14 protein-coding genes are annotated in these 17352 nt (G+C 68.0%); 8 read left to right on the top strand and 6 right to left on the bottom strand.

All coding sequences use genetic code 11. From position 1 onward, the window contains the following. Nucleotides 1-54 precede the first annotated feature (54 nt). Together HLH29_RS03945 and HLH29_RS03940 are read left to right on the top strand one after the other, a co-directional pair. Nucleotides 55-2760: an FtsK/SpoIIIE family DNA translocase gene (locus HLH29_RS03945; protein ID WP_182964720.1), complete on the top strand. Its 2706-nt coding sequence runs from the start codon at nucleotides 55-57 to the stop codon at nucleotides 2758-2760. Continuing rightward, nucleotides 2757-3524 carry an RluA family pseudouridine synthase gene (locus HLH29_RS03940; protein ID WP_182964719.1) on the top strand — a complete coding sequence of 256 codons (768 nt, stop codon included), beginning with the start codon at nucleotides 2757-2759 and terminating at the stop codon, nucleotides 3522-3524. Before HLH29_RS03945 ends, HLH29_RS03940 begins: the two co-directional genes overlap by 4 nt. Here HLH29_RS03940 and HLH29_RS03935 read toward each other — a convergent pair. Further along, a complete protein-coding gene (locus HLH29_RS03935) occupies nucleotides 3482-4027 on the bottom strand; it encodes a hypothetical protein (RefSeq protein ID WP_182964718.1) in 546 nt (181 codons plus the stop codon). The genes HLH29_RS03940 and HLH29_RS03935 overlap by 43 nt on opposite strands. Before the next feature lie 201 nt (nucleotides 4028-4228). Between HLH29_RS03935 and HLH29_RS03930 the strand changes: the two genes are divergently transcribed. Then, nucleotides 4229-4474 carry a DUF3126 family protein gene (locus tag HLH29_RS03930; protein WP_182964717.1) on the top strand — a complete coding sequence of 82 codons (246 nt, stop codon included), beginning with the start codon at nucleotides 4229-4231 and terminating at the stop codon, nucleotides 4472-4474. A 115-nt stretch (nucleotides 4475-4589) separates the two neighbouring features. On the opposite strand, the gene HLH29_RS03925 is transcribed toward HLH29_RS03930, so the two are convergent. After that, nucleotides 4590-5207: a DUF2939 domain-containing protein gene (locus HLH29_RS03925; RefSeq protein WP_246373773.1), complete on the bottom strand. Its 618-nt coding sequence runs from the start codon at nucleotides 5205-5207 to the stop codon at nucleotides 4590-4592. Between the two features lie 189 nt (nucleotides 5208-5396). On the opposite strand from HLH29_RS03925, the gene HLH29_RS03920 reads away from it, so the two are divergent. The 4 genes from HLH29_RS03920 to pyk all read left to right on the top strand — a co-directional run bounded on the left by HLH29_RS03920 (nucleotide 5397) and on the right by pyk (nucleotide 9304). Beyond that, nucleotides 5397-6230, top strand: coding sequence for a HesA/MoeB/ThiF family protein (locus tag HLH29_RS03920; protein WP_182964715.1), 834 nt, complete (start codon nucleotides 5397-5399; stop codon nucleotides 6228-6230). Then, nucleotides 6220-6612 carry a hypothetical protein gene (locus tag HLH29_RS03915; protein WP_182964714.1) on the top strand — a complete coding sequence of 131 codons (393 nt, stop codon included), beginning with the start codon at nucleotides 6220-6222 and terminating at the stop codon, nucleotides 6610-6612. Before HLH29_RS03920 ends, HLH29_RS03915 begins: the two co-directional genes overlap by 11 nt. A gap of 79 nt (nucleotides 6613-6691) precedes the next feature. Next, nucleotides 6692-7777 (top strand): SH3 domain-containing protein, encoded by a 1086-nt coding sequence (locus HLH29_RS03910; RefSeq protein ID WP_246373772.1) that lies wholly within the window; start codon nucleotides 6692-6694, stop codon nucleotides 7775-7777. Nucleotides 7778-7864: 87 nt separating this feature from the next. Continuing rightward, entirely contained in the window at nucleotides 7865-9304 is a 1440-nt protein-coding gene (gene pyk / locus HLH29_RS03905; protein ID WP_182964713.1) for a pyruvate kinase, read from the top strand. A 124-nt stretch (nucleotides 9305-9428) separates the two neighbouring features. Here pyk and HLH29_RS03900 read toward each other — a convergent pair whose 3' ends face one another. From HLH29_RS03900 to HLH29_RS03885, 4 genes are all read right to left on the bottom strand, one after another. Next, a complete protein-coding gene (locus HLH29_RS03900; protein ID WP_182964712.1) occupies nucleotides 9429-10109 on the bottom strand; it encodes a YoaK family protein in 681 nt (226 codons plus the stop codon). Nucleotides 10110-10514: 405 nt separating this feature from the next. After that, nucleotides 10515-12029 (bottom strand): efflux transporter outer membrane subunit, encoded by a 1515-nt coding sequence (locus HLH29_RS03895; protein ID WP_182964711.1) that lies wholly within the window; start codon nucleotides 12027-12029, stop codon nucleotides 10515-10517. A 4-nt stretch (nucleotides 12030-12033) separates the two neighbouring features. Continuing rightward, entirely contained in the window at nucleotides 12034-15195 is a 3162-nt protein-coding gene (locus tag HLH29_RS03890; RefSeq protein WP_182964710.1) for an efflux RND transporter permease subunit, read from the bottom strand. Nucleotides 15196-15201: 6 nt separating this feature from the next. Next, nucleotides 15202-16362, bottom strand: coding sequence for an efflux RND transporter periplasmic adaptor subunit (locus HLH29_RS03885; RefSeq protein WP_182964709.1), 1161 nt, complete (start codon nucleotides 16360-16362; stop codon nucleotides 15202-15204). A gap of 229 nt (nucleotides 16363-16591) precedes the next feature. Between HLH29_RS03885 and HLH29_RS03880 the strand changes: the two genes are divergently transcribed. Further along, nucleotides 16592-17305, top strand: a complete 714-nt coding sequence (locus HLH29_RS03880) for a TetR/AcrR family transcriptional regulator (protein WP_246373767.1) — start codon at nucleotides 16592-16594, stop codon at nucleotides 17303-17305. The last annotated feature ends 47 nt before the right edge of the window (nucleotides 17306-17352 follow it).

Genomic DNA, 17352 nt, shown 5'->3' with positions numbered 1-17352 from the left:
TGGCGGAACCACCCGTTCCGCGCGATGAGGGCCCAGCGTACAGGACCCGAACATTTGCCGAGCTTTGGCCGCTACATTCCTGCCTCCCTGAACGCGCCGCGCATCCGGTCCGCCGCAAGGCAGAGGCTGGCCGAGATGGGAGGCATGGTGCTGTGGCTTCTGGCCCTGGCGCTGGCCGCGTCGCTGTGGAGCTACAATCCGCTCGACCCGTCGATGAACACGGCCAGCACCCAGCCGCCCACCAACCTGCTGGGCATGGCCGGTTCCTATCTGGCGGACGTGCTGTTGCAGAATGTCGGCATTACCTGCGCCCTGCCGATCCTGGCGATGATGGCATGGGGCTGGCGGGTCATCCGCCATACGGCCATGGGGTCGATCCTGCTGCGGGCGGTGGCCGTGCTGTGCGCCATGCCCGTCATGGGCGCGCTGCTGGCGGCCCTGCCGATGCTGCTCCCGATCCTGCCGACGCCGCATTGGCCCACCGAATCCGGTCTCGGCGGGGCGTTCGGCCTGTCGATCGCCCACACCGCCATCCAGGCGGGCGCGTCGCTGCTGGGCCCGGCCGGGCGGCTGGCCGTGTGGGTGCTGGGGCTGCTGCTGACCGTCCTGCTGGTGCCGCTGGGGATCGGCCTGTCCTTCACCGAATGGGCGGCCATCGGCCGGGGCCTGCGCACCGTTGCCCGGCAGCCGATGCGGCTGGCCCGCCGCATGCCGGCGCGTCCCGCCCCCAATGACCACCCCGCCGCCGACATGACGGGCCGCTGGAACGGCTCGCTGGACGGCATAGTGCCGCCGCCCCGCCCGGACCTCTCCGCCCAGGCCCGCGCCCCCGAGCCGCCGCGCACGCCCCGCGCCGAGCGCCCGGCGCCGGAAGCGCGTTCCGCCATCCAGCCGGCGTCCACCCGCCCGGCGGCCCGGCCACCCGCCCGGCCGTCGCTGGGCACGGGCTGGGTCCAGCCCCCCGGCATGGAGAGCGACACCGACGACGACGCCCCGCCCCTGCTGCTGGGGGGGCCCGCGACGCAGGAATTGGCCCCCCGGCATGTGCCGGAACCCGCCCATTCCCCCACCCCGCCGCCCGCGCCGACGGCCGAGGCCACGCGCCCGTCGCTGATGGGCCGGCTGTTCGGCAGCCGCCCCGACCCGGTCGATCCGCCATCCGCCGCCCCCCGCGCAACCCCCAACAGCCAGGCCTATGCCGCGCCGCCCCGCTCCGACGGCCGCGACCCGTGGCGCCTGCCGCCGCTGGACCTGCTGAAACCCGCCCCCTCGCATGCCGAGACCGGGCCGTCGCAGGACGCGTTGCAGGCCAATGCGCGACTGCTGGAAACCGTGCTGTCGGATTACGGCGTGCAGGGGCAGATCGGGCAGATCCATGCCGGGCCGGTGGTCACCCTGTACGAGCTGGAGCCCGCGCCGGGCATCCGCTCGGCCCGCGTGATCGGCCTGGCGGACGACGTGGCGCGGTCGCTGTCGGTGCTGAGCGTGCGCATCGCCACCGTGCCGGGCCGCAACGTGATCGGCATCGAAGTGCCCAATGCAAGGCGCGAGACGGTGTACCTGTCCGAACTGTTCACCGACGATGCCTGGCACCATGCGTCGTCGAAGCTCTGCCTGGCGCTGGGCAAGGATATTTCGGGCATGCCGATCTATGGCGACCTGGCGCGCATGCCGCATCTGCTGATCGCCGGCACCACCGGATCGGGCAAATCGGTCGGCGTCAACGCCATGATCCTCTCGCTGCTGTTCCGCATGTCGCCCGAGGAATGCCGCCTGATCATGATCGACCCCAAGATCCTGGAGCTGTCGATCTACGAGGGCATCCCGCATCTGATGACGCCGGTGGTGACCGAACCGGCCAAGGCGGTCGCCGCCCTGAAATGGACGGTGCGGGAAATGGATCGCCGCTATCGCGCCATGTCCCACCTGCAGGTACGCAATATCGGCGGCTACAACGACCGGGTGGCCGACGCAAGGCGGCGCGGCGAAGTCGTCTCGCGCCGCGTGCAGACCGGCTACGACCCCGAGACCGGGCGCCCGACCTTCGAGGAACAGCAGCTCGCCCTGGAATCCCTTCCCTATATCGTCGTGGTGATCGACGAGATGGCGGACCTGATGATGGTCGCGGGCAAGGAGATCGAAATGGCGGTGCAGCGCCTGGCACAGAAGGCCCGCGCGGCGGGCATCCATGTCATCATGGCGACGCAGCGCCCGTCGGTGGACGTGATCACCGGCACCATCAAGGCCAATTTCCCGACCCGCATCTCGTTCCAGGTCATCAGCAAGTTCGACAGCCGTACCATCCTGGGCGAGCAGGGGGCCGAGCAGCTTCTGGGCCAGGGCGACATGCTCTACATGCAGGGCGGCGGGCGGATCACCCGCGTCCATGGCCCCTTCGTCGCCGACGGCGAGGTCGAGGAAGTCGTGCGCTTCCTCCGCAGCCAGGGCGAGCCGATCTATGATGACGACGTGATCTCGTCCCAGGACGAGGACGGCGCGGGCAGCGCTGGCGGCGGCAAATCGTCCGGCAACGGGCTGAGCGGCAGCTATGACGATGAAACCAGCCTGTTCGACCAGGCGGTCGCCGTCGTGGCGCGCGAGGGCAAGGCCTCCACCTCGTTCATCCAGCGTCACCTGTCGATCGGCTACAACCGGGCGGCCAAGATCATCGAGCAGATGGAAAAGGAGGGCATCGTCAGCCCGGCCAACCATGTCGGCCGGCGCGAGGTCCTGCTGCGCCGCACCGACGACGACGAATGACCCGGCGAACGCGCCGTCCTCCGCCCCCGCCGGCTGCCCGCCCGGCCCTGCCTGCCCCGGGCAGCGGGGCCGATCCGTTTCCGGTCCTGTTTCGTGATGCCCGCTTCCTGGTCATCGACAAGCCGCCCGGCCTGCCGGTGCATGCCGGTCCCGCCGGCGGCCCGTCGGTCGAGGATGCGTTCCCGCTCCTGTCACGGCGGGCGGACGGACCATGGCTGGCCCACCGGCTGGATCGCGACACGTCGGGCTGCCTGCTGATCGCGCTGCGCAAGCAGCCGCTGCTGGCCGCGCAGGCGGCCTTCGCCAACGGGCTGGCGCGCAAGACCTACTGGGCCATGGTGCGCGGCCGCCCCGCCGCCGACGGCGGCACGGTGGCGATGACGATGGCCAAACAGTCGGACACGCGGGGCTGGCGCATGGTCCAGGCCGCGACGGGACAGGATTCGCGGACCGAATGGCGGCTACTGGCCAGCGACGGACATGTCAGCTGGCTGGAACTCCGCCTGCTGACCGGGCGCACCCACCAGGCCCGGCTCCATTGCGCCAGTCTGGGCTGCCCGGTGCTGGGCGACGCGGTCTATGGCGACGCGACGGGCCCGGAGGCGCACAGGCTGCACCTGATGAGCCGCGCCCTCTCGCTGCCGCTGGAGCCGCCGGTCTCCGCCGTCGCGCCCCCTCCCGACCATATCCGCGCCATCCTGGCGCGCCAGGGCTGGCAGGATCAGGATTGCTCTTCCAGCGCGCGCATGCAGTCGGCACCCTGATCGACCAGATGGATGTCATGCACCGCCCGGATTGCCGTGAGCGCCCGGGGGCGCCAGGACGCGGGTTCGGCCGCCGGCGCGCAGATCGTCCGGCCACCGAGCTGATTACTGTTCTTAGGGTCCAGGATCGACAGGACCGCGCGCGGATTGCGGGGCAATGCCCGACGCAATGCAACCTGAAGCGAACGGCCCATCGCCGGATCGGCGGCCGGCATCAGGTCGGGCAGCAGCGCGATCCAGTTCTCCCACCCAGCCGCCACGGCCCGGCGCACGCGCGCCCATTCGCGATCGCGGGTCAGTCTCCGCGCCACTTCAGGCGCGCCGTCCTGCCTGATCCGTTCGGCCAGCCCACGCGCCGTCAGCGGCTGCGCTGCTTCCAGCGGGCCGAAGGCCGTGGTGACAGCCTCCGCGCCGACGGCGGGGAAGGTCAGCACCATGCTCGTCGGCAGCAGGGCAAGGCGCAGCGGCGTGAACAGGCGGGCGAGCAGGGGACGGCGGATCAACAAAAGGGCCTCCGGAATAGGATGCTGGCGGAACACGAAAATCAGACGATTGAGGCGGGAAGGGGGCTTTTCCGCGACGCGACGCTGTTGCGGGCAGGGCGTCGAATGCCTATAGCGAGCAGCATCAGATCGGGCACGGACGGCGTCCGCCCCGTCACCGGGGGCCGCCATCGGCCCACCCTTTCCGACAGAGAGCATTCCATGAGCAGCATGTCCGCCTCCGAAATCGCCCGCCTACAGGTATGCCTGCGCCGCCTGCTGGGTTCGCCCGAGCTGACGGTCAATCCGCCGCCGCGCGCTGGTCTTTCGGTCGAGGTCGCCGTGAAGGGCGAGATCATCGGCACCGTTCACCGGGACGAAGATGAGGGCGAGATTTCCTACGCCCTGCACATCACGATCCTGGAAGAAGACCTGCCGGCCGAGACGGCCACCCGCGCGGGCCGCTGAACCGCACGCCCCTCCTGCCCCGGTCTGCATGACCCGGGTGGAGCGGCAGGGCATGATGGGCGAAAATCCGCCCGCCAAAAACGCGCCCATGGAGCCCATGGCTACAGGCACGCTGTCAGCGCGACAGCAGGGCAACCTGAGCCGGCGTGGCCGAAGCCTCGATCACCGGGCGATCGGACCGGCTGGCCGGCAGCTCGACCTCGGTGATCTTCCACCGCCAGCCCTGGATCCGCATCTGCAGGCGCAGCGGCGTGTCCCGCTCGTGGCCCGGCAACACGGCGCGGGCCTCGAACATGTCGGGGCGCAGGAAGCGGATGCGCACATGATGCAGCATCGCGACGGGGGACATGGCGGACACCGGCTGCGCCGCCGGCATGACCTGCCCCATCAGCGTATCGAGGTTGGCGGCATTCACATGCACGTCAACCGCCCGGGACACCGCCGTCGCGGCAAAGGACGAACCGAATTCCGGCAGGTCGTCGTCACTGGCCTGCTGATTGCCGACGATCCCGCCGATGATCTGCGATTTCAGGCTGGCCTGGACGGCACGCCAGTTCAGGAACGTGCCGAGCGTACGCATATCATGACCCTGAATGGCCGCCGAAACGGACCAGAGCGTCACGAAGGGCGAGGCCACGAACAGCGAGAGGGACATGACCAGAGTCACCGCGCAGATACGGCGCGCCTGCTGCCGCCGAACGGCGACCATGTGACCGGCTGGCATCAGACGCATGAAACGGTTCATCAAAAAATCGCCCCTGTCTTGCTCCCGCATCATAGGATAAACATATCGGCCATGCATGCATTTCATGCCGTATGAAATAAATTGTTATAAAAAGTCAGGCCACGCGCCCCATTTCCACAGCCCATTTCCACAGCCGCGTGCAGGGCGCATCAAGAACGCCGAGACAGGGCAGGATGCATGATTCCTGAGTTTTCCGAGACCGAAATCCAGCGCTATGCGCGCCATATCCTGCTGCCCGAAATCGGCGGCACGGGGCAGGCCGCGCTGCGCGCCGCCAGCGTGCTGATCATCGGCGCGGGGGGCCTGGGCTCGCCGCTGGGCCTCTATCTGGCGGCGGCGGGGGTCGGCCGGATCGGCCTGGTCGATGACGATGTGGTGGATCTGTCCAACCTGCAGCGCCAGATCGCCCATGCCACCGACCGGATCGGCCAGCCCAAGGTCGAGTCGGCGGCCGAGGCGATGCGGGCGGTCAATCCGCTGGTCCGCGTCGACGCGCATGCGACGCGGCTGGATGCCGGCAATGCCCGGGCACTGGTCGGCAGCTACGACCTGGTCTGCGACGGCAGCGACAATTTCCGCACCCGCTACCTGCTCGCCGATGCCTGCGCGCTGGAACGGCGAACCCTGGTCTCGGCCGCCGTCCTGCGCTTCGAGGGGCAGCTTTCGACCTTCCGCCCGCATCGTGGCGGCCCGTGCTATCGCTGCCTTTATCCCGCGCCGCCGCGCGACGGCGCGGTGCCGTCCTGCGCCGAGGCCGGGGTCTTCGGCGCGGTCACCGGTGTCATGGGCACCCTGCAGGCCACCGAGGCCCTGAAAGAGATCCTGGATATCGGCGACAGCCTGGCCGGCCGGCTGATGGTCTGGGACGCGCTGGCGGCGCGCTTTCATACCATCCGCCTGTCCCCCGACCCGGACTGTCCCCTGTGCGGCACGCATCCCACCATCCACGACCTGTCGGCCCATGCGGCAAGTCACGCACCGAGCGGAGCCTGTGCGATCCATGCCGGCTGACGATCCGCGCCAGGGACTGGCGATCCTGCTGCTCGAAGGCAGCTATGAACGGGCGCATTATGCCCTGGTCCTGGCCGCCGGCGCGCTGGCCGTGGACAGGCCGGTGCTGCTGTTCGCCGCCGGCCATGGGGTCCATGCCCTGGCGCGGGACTGGCATGGGCTGCGCGATGCCGGCACCGACGACACGGTCCAGGCCAGCGGCGTGGCGGGATTCGACGTGCTGCGCGACGCCGTGCTGGCCCTGGACGGCACGCTGATGGCCTGCGAATCCGGCCTGCGCCTGACCGGTCTGCCAGCCGATGCCCTGCTGCCGCAGGCGGTTGTGGCCGGCGTTCCCGCCTTTCTCGATGCCGCGCGCGGGCGGCAGGTCATCAGCCTGTGACGGGGCGGCCGATCCCGCCATGCCCAAGGGGCCGCAAATCCCCTTGCCGTGCGGCGCGCGCCTTGGCAGGGATGCAGCCATGACGCCCTCTTCCTTCCTTGCCCTCTCCCCCGCGCCGCGCCGCGCCAACACGCGCGGATGCTCCGGCTGGATGCTCTGCGCGACGCTGCTGGTTCCGCTTGCGCCCCATGCCGCGGCGGCAGCCACGCCGGAACCGTCCAAGACGGCGCACCATCATCATCGCCATGCCGCCGCCAAGGCCACGGCCGCCGGCACCGCGCACCATAAGCGGCATCATCCGGCGGCAGCCTCCGGCGTGGCCACGGCGCACCATCATGGCCATGCGGCCGCCGCGCACGCGCCCGCCCATGCCGGCCCTGCTTCTCATCACCACGCGGCGATCGCACCCCATGCGGCACATGCCCGCCACGCGGCGGCCATGGCGGCACCCGTCGCGGCCGCCGCAGGGGTGGCAGCAGCGGGGGCAGCGGCAGCCTCCACCGGCGGGGCGGCTGTCGCCATTCCCCCGCCCGCGACGCCCGCCGAACCACCGGCCCCGGCCGACAAGGGCGCGATCACCGGCCTGCCGCTGCCCCGCTTCGCGGCGCTGCGCGCGGACGAGGTGAACATGCGCTCCGGCCCCGGGCAGCGTTACCCGATCGAATGGGTCTATCACCGCCGGGACCTGCCGGTGAAAATCGAGCGTGAGTTCGACGTCTGGCGCCTGGTCGAGGATTCCGACGGCCAGAAGGGCTGGGTGCACCAGGCGACGCTGGTGGGCACGCGCAGCTTCGTCATCACCGGCCTGCCGCCGGTCGATCCGGCCCAGGCGACGCCTCCGGCTCCATCCGCCGGCGCGCCCGCCACGCCGCCCGCCGCCCGGCAGGCAACCAATCCGCCGTCCGGCCATTTCGATAGCCGGGAGGTCGGACGCCTGGCGGACCCAGGCGCGGCTGCGTCCATCCCCGGAGCGGTCATGCTGCGCTCGGCCCCGGATGCCGGTTCGGCCCTTGTCGCGGTACTGAAGCCCGGCACGGTCGGCATCCTTCGTACCTGCGCGGCCGGCACCAGCTGGTGCCGCGTCAGCGTGCAACATTATTCGGGCTGGCTGGACCGCAATGCGGTCTGGGGCCTGCTGCCGCAGGAGACCATTCAACCGTCCTGAAAACCGCGCGGGCCGAAGACGACCGTACCCGCCGGGGCAGAACGGAGCAAACTGGTCGCGGACAGAATCCAGAAGGAGAAAACGCCCATGTCCTCCGCCACCGCCTTACATCCCCGCCGCACCAAGATCGTATCGACGCTGGGGCCGGCCTCGTCCACCCGCGACATCATCCGCGCGCTGGCCGAGGCCGGGGCCGACGTGTTCCGCCTGAATTTCTCGCACGGCACGCATGCCGACCATGCCGCCCGCTACGAGATCATTCGCGCGGTCGAGGCCGAGCTGGGCCGGCCGATCGGCGTCCTGGCCGATGTCCAGGGCCCCAAGCTGCGCGTGGGCACGTTCGAGCAGGGCAAGGTCACCTTGCGGACGGGGGCGTTCTTCCGCCTGGACCTGGACGATGCGCCGGGCACCGAACAGCGGGTCCGCCTGCCGCACCCCGAGATCATCCACGCCGCGACCGTGGGCAGCAACCTGCTGCTGGATGACGGCAAGCTGCGCCTGGTGGTGCGCGAAGTGGGCGTGGACCATCTGGACACCATCGTCGCCGTCGGCGGCGTGCTGTCCGACCGCAAGGGCGTGAACGTGCCCGACATCGTGCTGCCGATCCCGGCCCTGACCGAGAAGGACCGCAGCGACCTGGATTTCGCCCTGGATCTCGGCGTCGATTATATCGGCCTGTCCTTCGTCCAGCGCCCCGAGGATGTGCAGGAGGCCCGCGCCATCGCCGGGGGCCGCGCCTGGATCATGACCAAGATCGAAAAGCCGCAGGCGATGGACAATCTGGACCAGATCGTCCGCCTGTCCGACGCGGTGATGGTCGCACGCGGCGACCTGGGTGTCGAACTGCCGCCCGAGGCGGTGCCGCTGGCGCAGAAGCACATCATCCGCCTGTGCCGCCAGCTGGGCAAACCGGTGGTGGTCGCGACCCAGATGCTGGAAAGCATGATCAGCGCCCCCACCCCGACCCGCGCCGAAGCGTCGGACGTGGCGACCGCCGTGTTCGACGGCGCCGATGCCGTGATGCTGTCGGCCGAAACGGCAGCCGGACAGTTTCCGCTGGAAGCGGTCGGTATCATGAGCCGCATCGTCAGCCGGGTGGAGGAAGACGCGGTCTGGCAGTCGCTGATGCAGGCCAGCTGCCCGGCGCCGGAAGGCTTCGTCGCCGACGCCATCGCCGCCGCATCGGGCCAGATCGCCACCACGGTGGATGCGCGCGCGATCGTCGCCTTTACCCTGGCGGGGGCGACCGCCCTGCGCATCTCGCGCGAGCGGCCCTCCTGCCCGATCATCGGCCTGACACCGAACGACGAGATCGCCCGCCGCCTGTGTGTCGTGTGGGGCGTCACCGCCCAGTCGGTCGGGCAGGAAACGCCGGTACGCACGGTGGAAAACGTGGTGGACCAGGCGATCGAGGCCGCCGTCGCCAGCGGCCTGACCCGGTCGGGCGACCGGATCGTGATCGCGGCGGGCCTGCCCTTCGGCGTGGCGGGCAGCACCAATACGCTGCGCGTTGCCAAGGTGCCGTAAGCGTCCAAGGGGCTCTGCCCCTTGACCCAGGCAAAGGCCGACGGCCTTTGCAAACCATTCCATTAACGAATCGGGGGGCAGGGGCCGCCGGCCCTTGCCGGGTTTCAGGGCAGCGCCCTGAGGCTCAGGACGGGCCGAGTGTTTCCAGCCGTTCCAGCAGCGGATGGTCGCCCACATACAGCAGGCACCCGGCGCTGCCGATCAGCAGCCCCACCAGACCGATCGAGACCGGCACCGACACGCTGGACATCAGCGCGCCCAGCACCGCACCGCCGAACAGGGCGAAAATCGCCACCACCCGCCGCCAGGCCCCTTTCGCCGGGCCGCCGGCCAGCCGGCTGTCATGCATCAGCCCATGCAGCAGCATGGTGGCGGCCGGCAATGTCAGGTCCGTGACCTGGGCGTGACGGGTGGCCGAGGTCTGCAACCCCATGGCAACGGCAAGCACGACCAGCGTGGCATAGTACCGCCAGGCCGCGTCCTGCCACCAGACCAGGGCCGCCACCAGCACCAGCGCGCCCACCGCCATCAGCAGGTCCGCCACCGTGCGCCGGCGCGAATGAGAGCGCCGGACCAGGCGGCCGCCCATCGCCGCCCCGGCCAGATAGGCGGTAATCGCCACCACGCCCGGCCCGGCGATCGATTCCCCCGAGGTCAGATGCACCGCGATCAGGATGACGGTCGCGGTCATGTAGCCGGTGAAGACCTTCAGATGGGTCAACGAAATGGCATCCAGCGCCCCCATGGCGACGGTGACCATGATGACGACAATAACCAGCCGTGGGTCGGGGGAAATCGGTTTCAATCCGGGCCTGTCCTCAGAAACGAGGCACCGCGCATATCGCAGGCAGGCCAATAAAAAAAGGTGCATCGTGAAAGATGCACCTTTTTTAAGGTCAGTCCGAGGGTTCGATCCCTCATTTTTAAGTCCCGCGATCGTATCGCCGCGGGTTTCTTGTTCTCAAGAGTGGGCCGTTCCGGTCTTCTCACTCTGATGAAGCTTTAATGACGCGTTTTTTTCTATCGGTCAAACGAAATATGCAAATAAACGCCGTTTGATGATTTTGTTGCAGCGCACAATACATTGCAACGCACAATAAACGATCGCGTTCCATTCACTGTTATTTCATGACAGTGCTGAATTTGCGTGCAGAACAAAAAAGGCGGGCCCCGAAGGACCCGCCCTGCAGACTGACCCATACCGGGCCCTTCAGCCTTTCTGCGTCGCCGCCGCGGCGGCCTGCCCCGGCGGCACGCTCCGTTCCGTCCATCCGCCCCCCAAGGCGCGATAGACGGTGATCAGATTCTGGTAGCGCGCCTCATGCACCGAAATCCGGCTCTGCTGCGCGCCATAGAGCGTACGCTGCGCGTCCAGCGTATTCAGGTACGAATCCACGCCAGCATCGAAGCGCATCCGCGCCAGCCGGTAGGCATCGGTCGAGGAGTCCACCAGCGCATCGAGCTGGCGCGCCTGGTCCAGATAGGTCGCCCGCGCGGCCAGCGCATCCGAAACCTCGTGGAAAGCCGTCTGGATCGCCTTTTCATACGCCGCCATGCGCTGGTTGCGCAGGGCCTTGGAAGCCTGGAGCGTGCCCTCGTTCTGGCCCCAGGTCAGCAACGGGATCTGGATCTGGGGATTGACCCCGAACGTGGTGGCGCCCTGGGTGAACAGGTTGCGGAACTGCAGGCTGGACACGCCGTCCGACGCCGTCAGGGTCAGGCGTGGGAAGAAGGCGGCCCGCGCCGCGCCGATATCGTCATTGGCCGACAGCAACGTGAATTCGGCAGACTGGATGTCCGGCCGCCGGTCCAGCAGGTCGGAGGGCAGTCCGGCCGGCAGGTCGGCCAGGACCGTCTGCTTCCCGAACGGCGCGGGGGCCGGCAGGTTGGCAGGCAGCGGCGCCCCCACCAGCAGCGCCAGCTGGTTCTCGTCCTGCGCCACCTGGCGCTGGTACTGGGCGTGGTTGGCCGCCGCCTGCTCCACCTGGGTCTCGACCTGACGCAGGGTGAGCTGGTTGGCCTCACCGTGATCGAGGCCGGCCTGGGTCAGGCGCAGCGTCTCCTTCTGCGACGCCAGCGTCTGGTCGGTCACCTTCAGCTGCTCGGTATCGGCCAGCCACGCCACATAGGTGGTCGCCACCTGCGAGATGACGCTGATCAGCAGGCTGCGCTCGCTGGCGGCCTGGCTGAGAACCTGGTCCGCCGCCTCGCGCGACAGGCTGCGAATGCGGCCGAACAGGTCGATCTCGTATGACGAGAAGCCGATGCCCGCCTGGTAGAATTTGAAGACGCGGCCATCGCCATAGGCCGCGCCGCTCCTGCCGGCACCGAGGCCCGGCGCGAAGCTGAAGCCCGCATGACTCGACGGCGCCTGATAGACCGCCTGCCCGGTCGATCCGATCTGCGGAAACAGCGAGGCATGCTGCACCTGGTACTGGCCCTGAGCCTGCACCACGGCATAGGCCGCCGAACGCAGGTCGCGATTGTCCCGCACCGCCAGCGCGATCAGCGCCTGCAACCGCTTGTCGACGAAGAATTCGCGCCAGCCCAGGTCCGAAGCCGCCGTGCCGATCTGCCCAGGGGCGCCGGCGTGATAGGCCGGCCCCTGCGGCCAGGTCGATGCGACCGGCAGTGCCGGCCGCTTGTAGTCGGGGATCATCGTGCATCCCGACAGCGCCGCCAGGACCATCAGCCCGGCGCGGCGCGGAGAAAGAAACCCGTTCATGAACTCAGCTCTCCTGACCGGACGGCCCGGCGGGACGGGATAGATCGGCATGCGGGTCCACGCGGTCCTTCACCCGGCGGACCCGGAACAGCCGCAGCACCAGCACGAAGAACAGCGGCACGAAATAGATGGCCAGCAGGGTGGCCGACAGCATGCCGCCCACCACGGCCGTGCCGATCGCGACCCGCGCGCCCGAACCGGCCCCGGTCGCCATCGCCAGCGGAAACACGCCGCAGACGAAGGCGATCGAGGTCATCAGGATCGGCCGCAGGCGCTCGCGCCCCGCCTTGACCACCGAGTCCAGCAGGCTGTCGCCGGATTCGAAGAAGGCCTTGGCGAATTCCACGATCAGGATCGCGTTCTTCACCGCCAGCCCCACCGTGGTCAGCAGACCCACCTGGAAATAGACGTCATTGGCCAGGCCCCGCCACAGCGTGGCCGTCAGCGCCCCCAGCACACCCAGCGGAATGACCAGCATCACCGCGAAGGGCACCGCCCAGCTTTCATACAGAGCGGCCAGGCAGAGCAGGATCACCGTCCCGGCCAGCGCGTAGAGTGGACCGGTCGAACCGCCCGACGCCATCTGTTCGAACGACAGGCCGGTCCATTCATAGCCGATTCCGGGCGGCAGCTTGGCCAGCGCCTCCTGGATCGCCACCATCGCGGTGCCGGTGCTGTAGCCCGCCGAGGGCTGGCCCAGGATTTCATAGGCGTTCAGCCCGTTATAATCCTCGACCTTCTGCGGCCCCACGACCCAGTGGCCCGAGGCAATGGCATTGAACGGCACCAGCCCGTTGGCCGCGTTGCGCAGATACCATTTGTCCAGGTCCTGCGGCAGCATGCGCGCATCGGGCTCGCCCTGGATATAGACCTGCTTCACACGGTCATCGCGCATGAACTGGTTGACGTAGATCGAGCCCAGCGCCCCCTCGACCATCGTGTTGATCTCGGCATTCGTCACGCCCAGCGCATTCGCCTTCTCGCGATCGATGTCGAGCTTGTATTGCGGGGCATCCTCCAGCCCGTTGGGGCGCACCGCCATCAGGCGCGGGTCCTTCGCCGCCGCCATCAGGATCTGGTTGCGCGCGGCCAGCAGCTTCTCATGCCCCACATGGCCGCGATCCTCCAGTTCCAGGTCGAAACCGGTCGCATTGCCCAGTTCCAGCACCGCGGGCGGATTGATGGCGAAGATCTGGGCCTCGGGATCGCCCCAGAAATGCATCATCACCCGCATCGCGATGGCCGAAGACGAGCGCGCGGCGCCGGGGCGCAGATCCCAATCCTTCAGCCGGATGAAGAAGGCACCGGCATTCTGGCCCTGCCCGGCAAAGTTGAACCCGTTCATCGCGAAGACCGACACCACATTGTCGCTTTCGCTTTTCAGGATGTAGTCCGTGATCTTGTGGTTGACGGCCGCCGTCTGCTCCTTGGTCGCACCGGGCGGCATCGTCACCTGGCCGAAGATCAGGCCCTGGTCCTCGTCCGGCAGGAAGCCCTGGGGCAGGCGGGCGAACAGGAAGACCACCAGGCCGGTCAGCAGCACATACAGCACCAGCGACACCGCGCTGCGCCCCAGCATCCAGCGCACGCCGGACTGATAGCCCGTGTTGATGCGGGCGAAGGTGCGATTGAACCAGCCCGCCGGGCCGCGCGTCTTCTCATGCGTGCCGGGCTTGAGCATCGTGGCGCACAGGGCGGGCGTCATGATCATCGCCACCAGCACCGACAGCCACATCGCCGCGACGATGGTGATGGAGAACTGGCGATAGATCACGCCGGTCGAGCCGCCGAAGGCCGCCATCGGCAGGAACACCGCCGTCAGCACCAGCACGATGCCGACCAGCGCGCCGGAGATCTCGTCCATCGAGACGCGCGCGGCTTCCTTCGGCGAGAGCTTCTTTTCCGACATCACGCGCTCGACATTCTCGACCACCACGATGGCGTCATCGACCAGCAGGCCCACCGCCAGCACCATGGCCAGCATGGTCAGCGTGTTGATCGAGAACCCGAGCGCCGCGAGAATACCGAACGTGCCGAGCAGCACGACCGGCACGGCAATCGTCGGGATCAGGGTCGCGCGGAAATTCTGCAGGAAGATCAGCATCACCACGAAGACGAGAGCGATCGCTTCCGCCAGGGTGATGACGACTTCCTTGATCGACAGGACGATGAAGGGCTCGGTATCCAGCGGATAGACGATCTTCAGTCCCGGCGGAAAGAATTTCTCGAGCTGCGCCATTTCGGTGCGGACGGCGGCTTCGGTCGTCAGCTGGTTCGCGCCCGGGGCCAGCTTCAGCGCCATGCCGACGGTCGGCTTGTTGTTGTAGAACGAGCTGATGTTGTAGGTTTGCGGCCCCAGCTCGACCCGTGCGACATCGCGGATACGCACCTGCGAGCCGCCCTGGGCCACACGCAGCAGGATGTTGCCGAATTCCTCGGGCGAGGTCAGGCGGGTCGGGCCGATGATGGTGGCATCCATCCGCGCACCCGGGCTGGCCGGCAGGCCGCCGATTTCACCCGAGGAGATCTGGATGTTCTGCTCCTGCAGCGCCGTCTGCACGTCGCTGATCGTCATCCCGTATTTGAACAGCTTGCCCGGGTCCATCCAGATGCGCATGGCATATTCGGAGCCGAACAGCGTGTGGTCGCCCACGCCCGAAACGCGGCTGATCGGATCGGACACGTTCGACGCCACATAATCGGCGATATCGAAGCCCGACATGCTGCCGTCGGTGGAAATGAAGGCCAGCACCAGCATGAAGTTCCTGACCGCCTTGGTCACGGTCAGGCCCTGGGCCGTGACTTCGGTGGGCAGGCGCGGCTGGGCCAGCTGCAGCTTGTTCTGCACCTGGACCTGCGCGATGTCGGGATTGGTCCCCTGCTCGAACGTCAGGTCGATTTCCATCTGTCCGCTGGCGTAGGACTGCGCCGAGACATATTCCAGATGGTCCAGTCCGTACATCTGCTGCAGGATCGGCCGCACCACGGTGTTGTTCACCGTCTCGGCCGAGGCACCCGGATAGGTCACGCTGATCGCGATCTGCGGCGGCGCGATGGAGGGATATTGGGCGATCGGCAGGCGGAAGATCGAGACCGCCCCCACCAGCATGATCACCAGCCCGATGACCCATGCGAAGACGGGCCGGTCAATGAAAAAGCGCGACATGAGTTCTTATCCCGCCTTGCCCTGCGGGGCGGGCTGGGCCGCCTCGGTGGGGGAGACGGTGTCTCCGGGATGGATCTTCTGCAGGCCGCTGACCACGACCCGCTCGCCCGGCTTCAGCCCGGCGGTGACGATCCAGTCGCTTCCTGCCGCCGGCCCGGTCGTGATGCCGCGAATGGCGACCTTGTTGTCCGCGCTCACGACCATGACCGTCGGATCGCCGTGCGAATTGCGCGTCACCGCATCCTGCGGCACGCGCAGCGCCGCGGGGTCGACACCTTCTTCCAGCCTTGCATGCACATACATGCCGGGCAGCAGCATATGCGCCGCATTCGGCATCACCGCACGGACCACCACGGTCGCCGTCGTCTCGTCCACATTCACTTCCGAGAATTCCAGCCGGCCCGGCTGCTCGTAGGTGCTGCCATCCTCCAGCGTCAGGGTAACGGTGGCGGCGTCCTGCCCCGCGCGCTGCAACCGCCCCTGCTCCAGCTCACGCCGCAGTTCCAGCAGCCTTGTCGCCGGCAAATTCACATCCACATAGATCGGGTCGAGCCGGGTGACGATCGACAGGTTGCTGCTCTGCCCGACCGTGGCCAGCGCGCCGACCGTCATCAGCGACCGGCCGATCCGGCCGGAAATCGGCGCCAGCACGCGGGTATAGTTCAGGTTGACCGTCGCACTTTCCACATTCGCACGGGCCTGCGCGATGTCGGCATCGGCCTCGCGCGCCGCCGCCAGGGCATCGTCATAATCCTGCCGGCTGACGGCATGGGCACGCACCAGCGGGCCGTACCGGTCCAGCTTCGCCTGGGCGGTCACCTTTGCGGCCTGCGCGTGCAGAAGCTGCGCCTTGGCCGCGTCATAGGTCGCCTGATAGGCCGACGGGTCGATCTGGTAGAGCTGCTGGCCCGCCGTGACGTCGGTGCCTTCGACGAACAGGCGCTTCTGGATCACCCCGTTCACCTGCGGACGGACCTGGGCGATCTCGATCGCCTCGGTCCGGCCCGGCAGGTCGGTGGTGACGCTGAACGGCGCCGCGCGCAGGGTCAGGACACCGACCTGTTGCGGAGGGGGGGCGGGAGGCGCTGCCTGGCGCTTGCATCCGGCCAGCGCCAGAGACGCGCAGGCGGCAAGAAGGACGGCGCGATGGGGACGGGGGTACGTCATTGCGTGATTGAGCCCTGCGGAAACATAGGTCGCCGGACCTGGCCGAAAAACGGCAACGCAACGCCTGCGGCCTCGCGAAACCGTCCCATGCAGTGCCGGCATATGGAAACCGAGTGGTTTTCTTGATCGGAAACTATTTCGTTTCTAAACTCTGGTCAATGGCCGCCCATGCCGGGCCTTACACCGAGCCCCTCAAGTCAGGCCTTCAAGACAGGAAGGAATTGCCGGAATGCCCGCTACCGGGGCGACGATGTCGGATCTTGTGCTTCCCCGTCTCCGCGAGCCCGAAGAATTGTGCCCGGAGAAGCGATGCGCCGGCCGCCCCCCCGTGCTGGAAGGTGGCGAACGGCGGGAACTGATCCTGAACGCGGCCTGCCAGGTTCTGGACAATCACGGCTATCATAACGCGTCGATGGACAAGCTGGCCCAGCTGTCGGGCATGTCCAAGAAGACGATCTACCAGATGTTTGCGTCCAAGGAGGACCTGTTCCGCACCCTGATCAGCGAGCGGCTGTTCGACATCAAGCATCTGGCGGTCCATTGCCCGGCCGGCATCACGCCCGAGGCCGAGCTGATCCATATCCTGATGGCGATCGCGATGCGGGTGCTGGCGCCCGAGCGGATGTGCCTGGTCCGCGCCATCGTCGGCGAGATCCGGGATTCCGCCGAGATCCGCCGCATCATGCAGAGCATCGAGCTGTGCGGAAACTGCAACCAGATCGAGGAGTGGCTGGAGCGGCAGCAGCAGGCCGGAACCTGGCCCATCGACGATGTCGAGGATCTGGGAATCGGCCTGTTCAACATGACGGTGGGCAAGCTGATCCTCGGGGAACTGTTCCATTCCCGCGACCTGGTGACCCCGGACGAGATCGAGGCCAATATCCGCCGCTGGGTCCGCATCTTCCTGACCGGCCTGAAGGCCATCGAACCGGCCCATCCCTGACCGCCGCCTTTCCGCCACCATCGTCGGCCATCGTTCTTCGGCCATAG

Source organism: Gluconacetobacter tumulicola, assembly GCF_014174215.1.
GTDB classification, from domain to species: domain Bacteria; phylum Pseudomonadota; class Alphaproteobacteria; order Acetobacterales; family Acetobacteraceae; genus Gluconacetobacter; species Gluconacetobacter tumulicola.
This window is presented reverse-complemented; position numbering and strand designations above follow the sequence as displayed.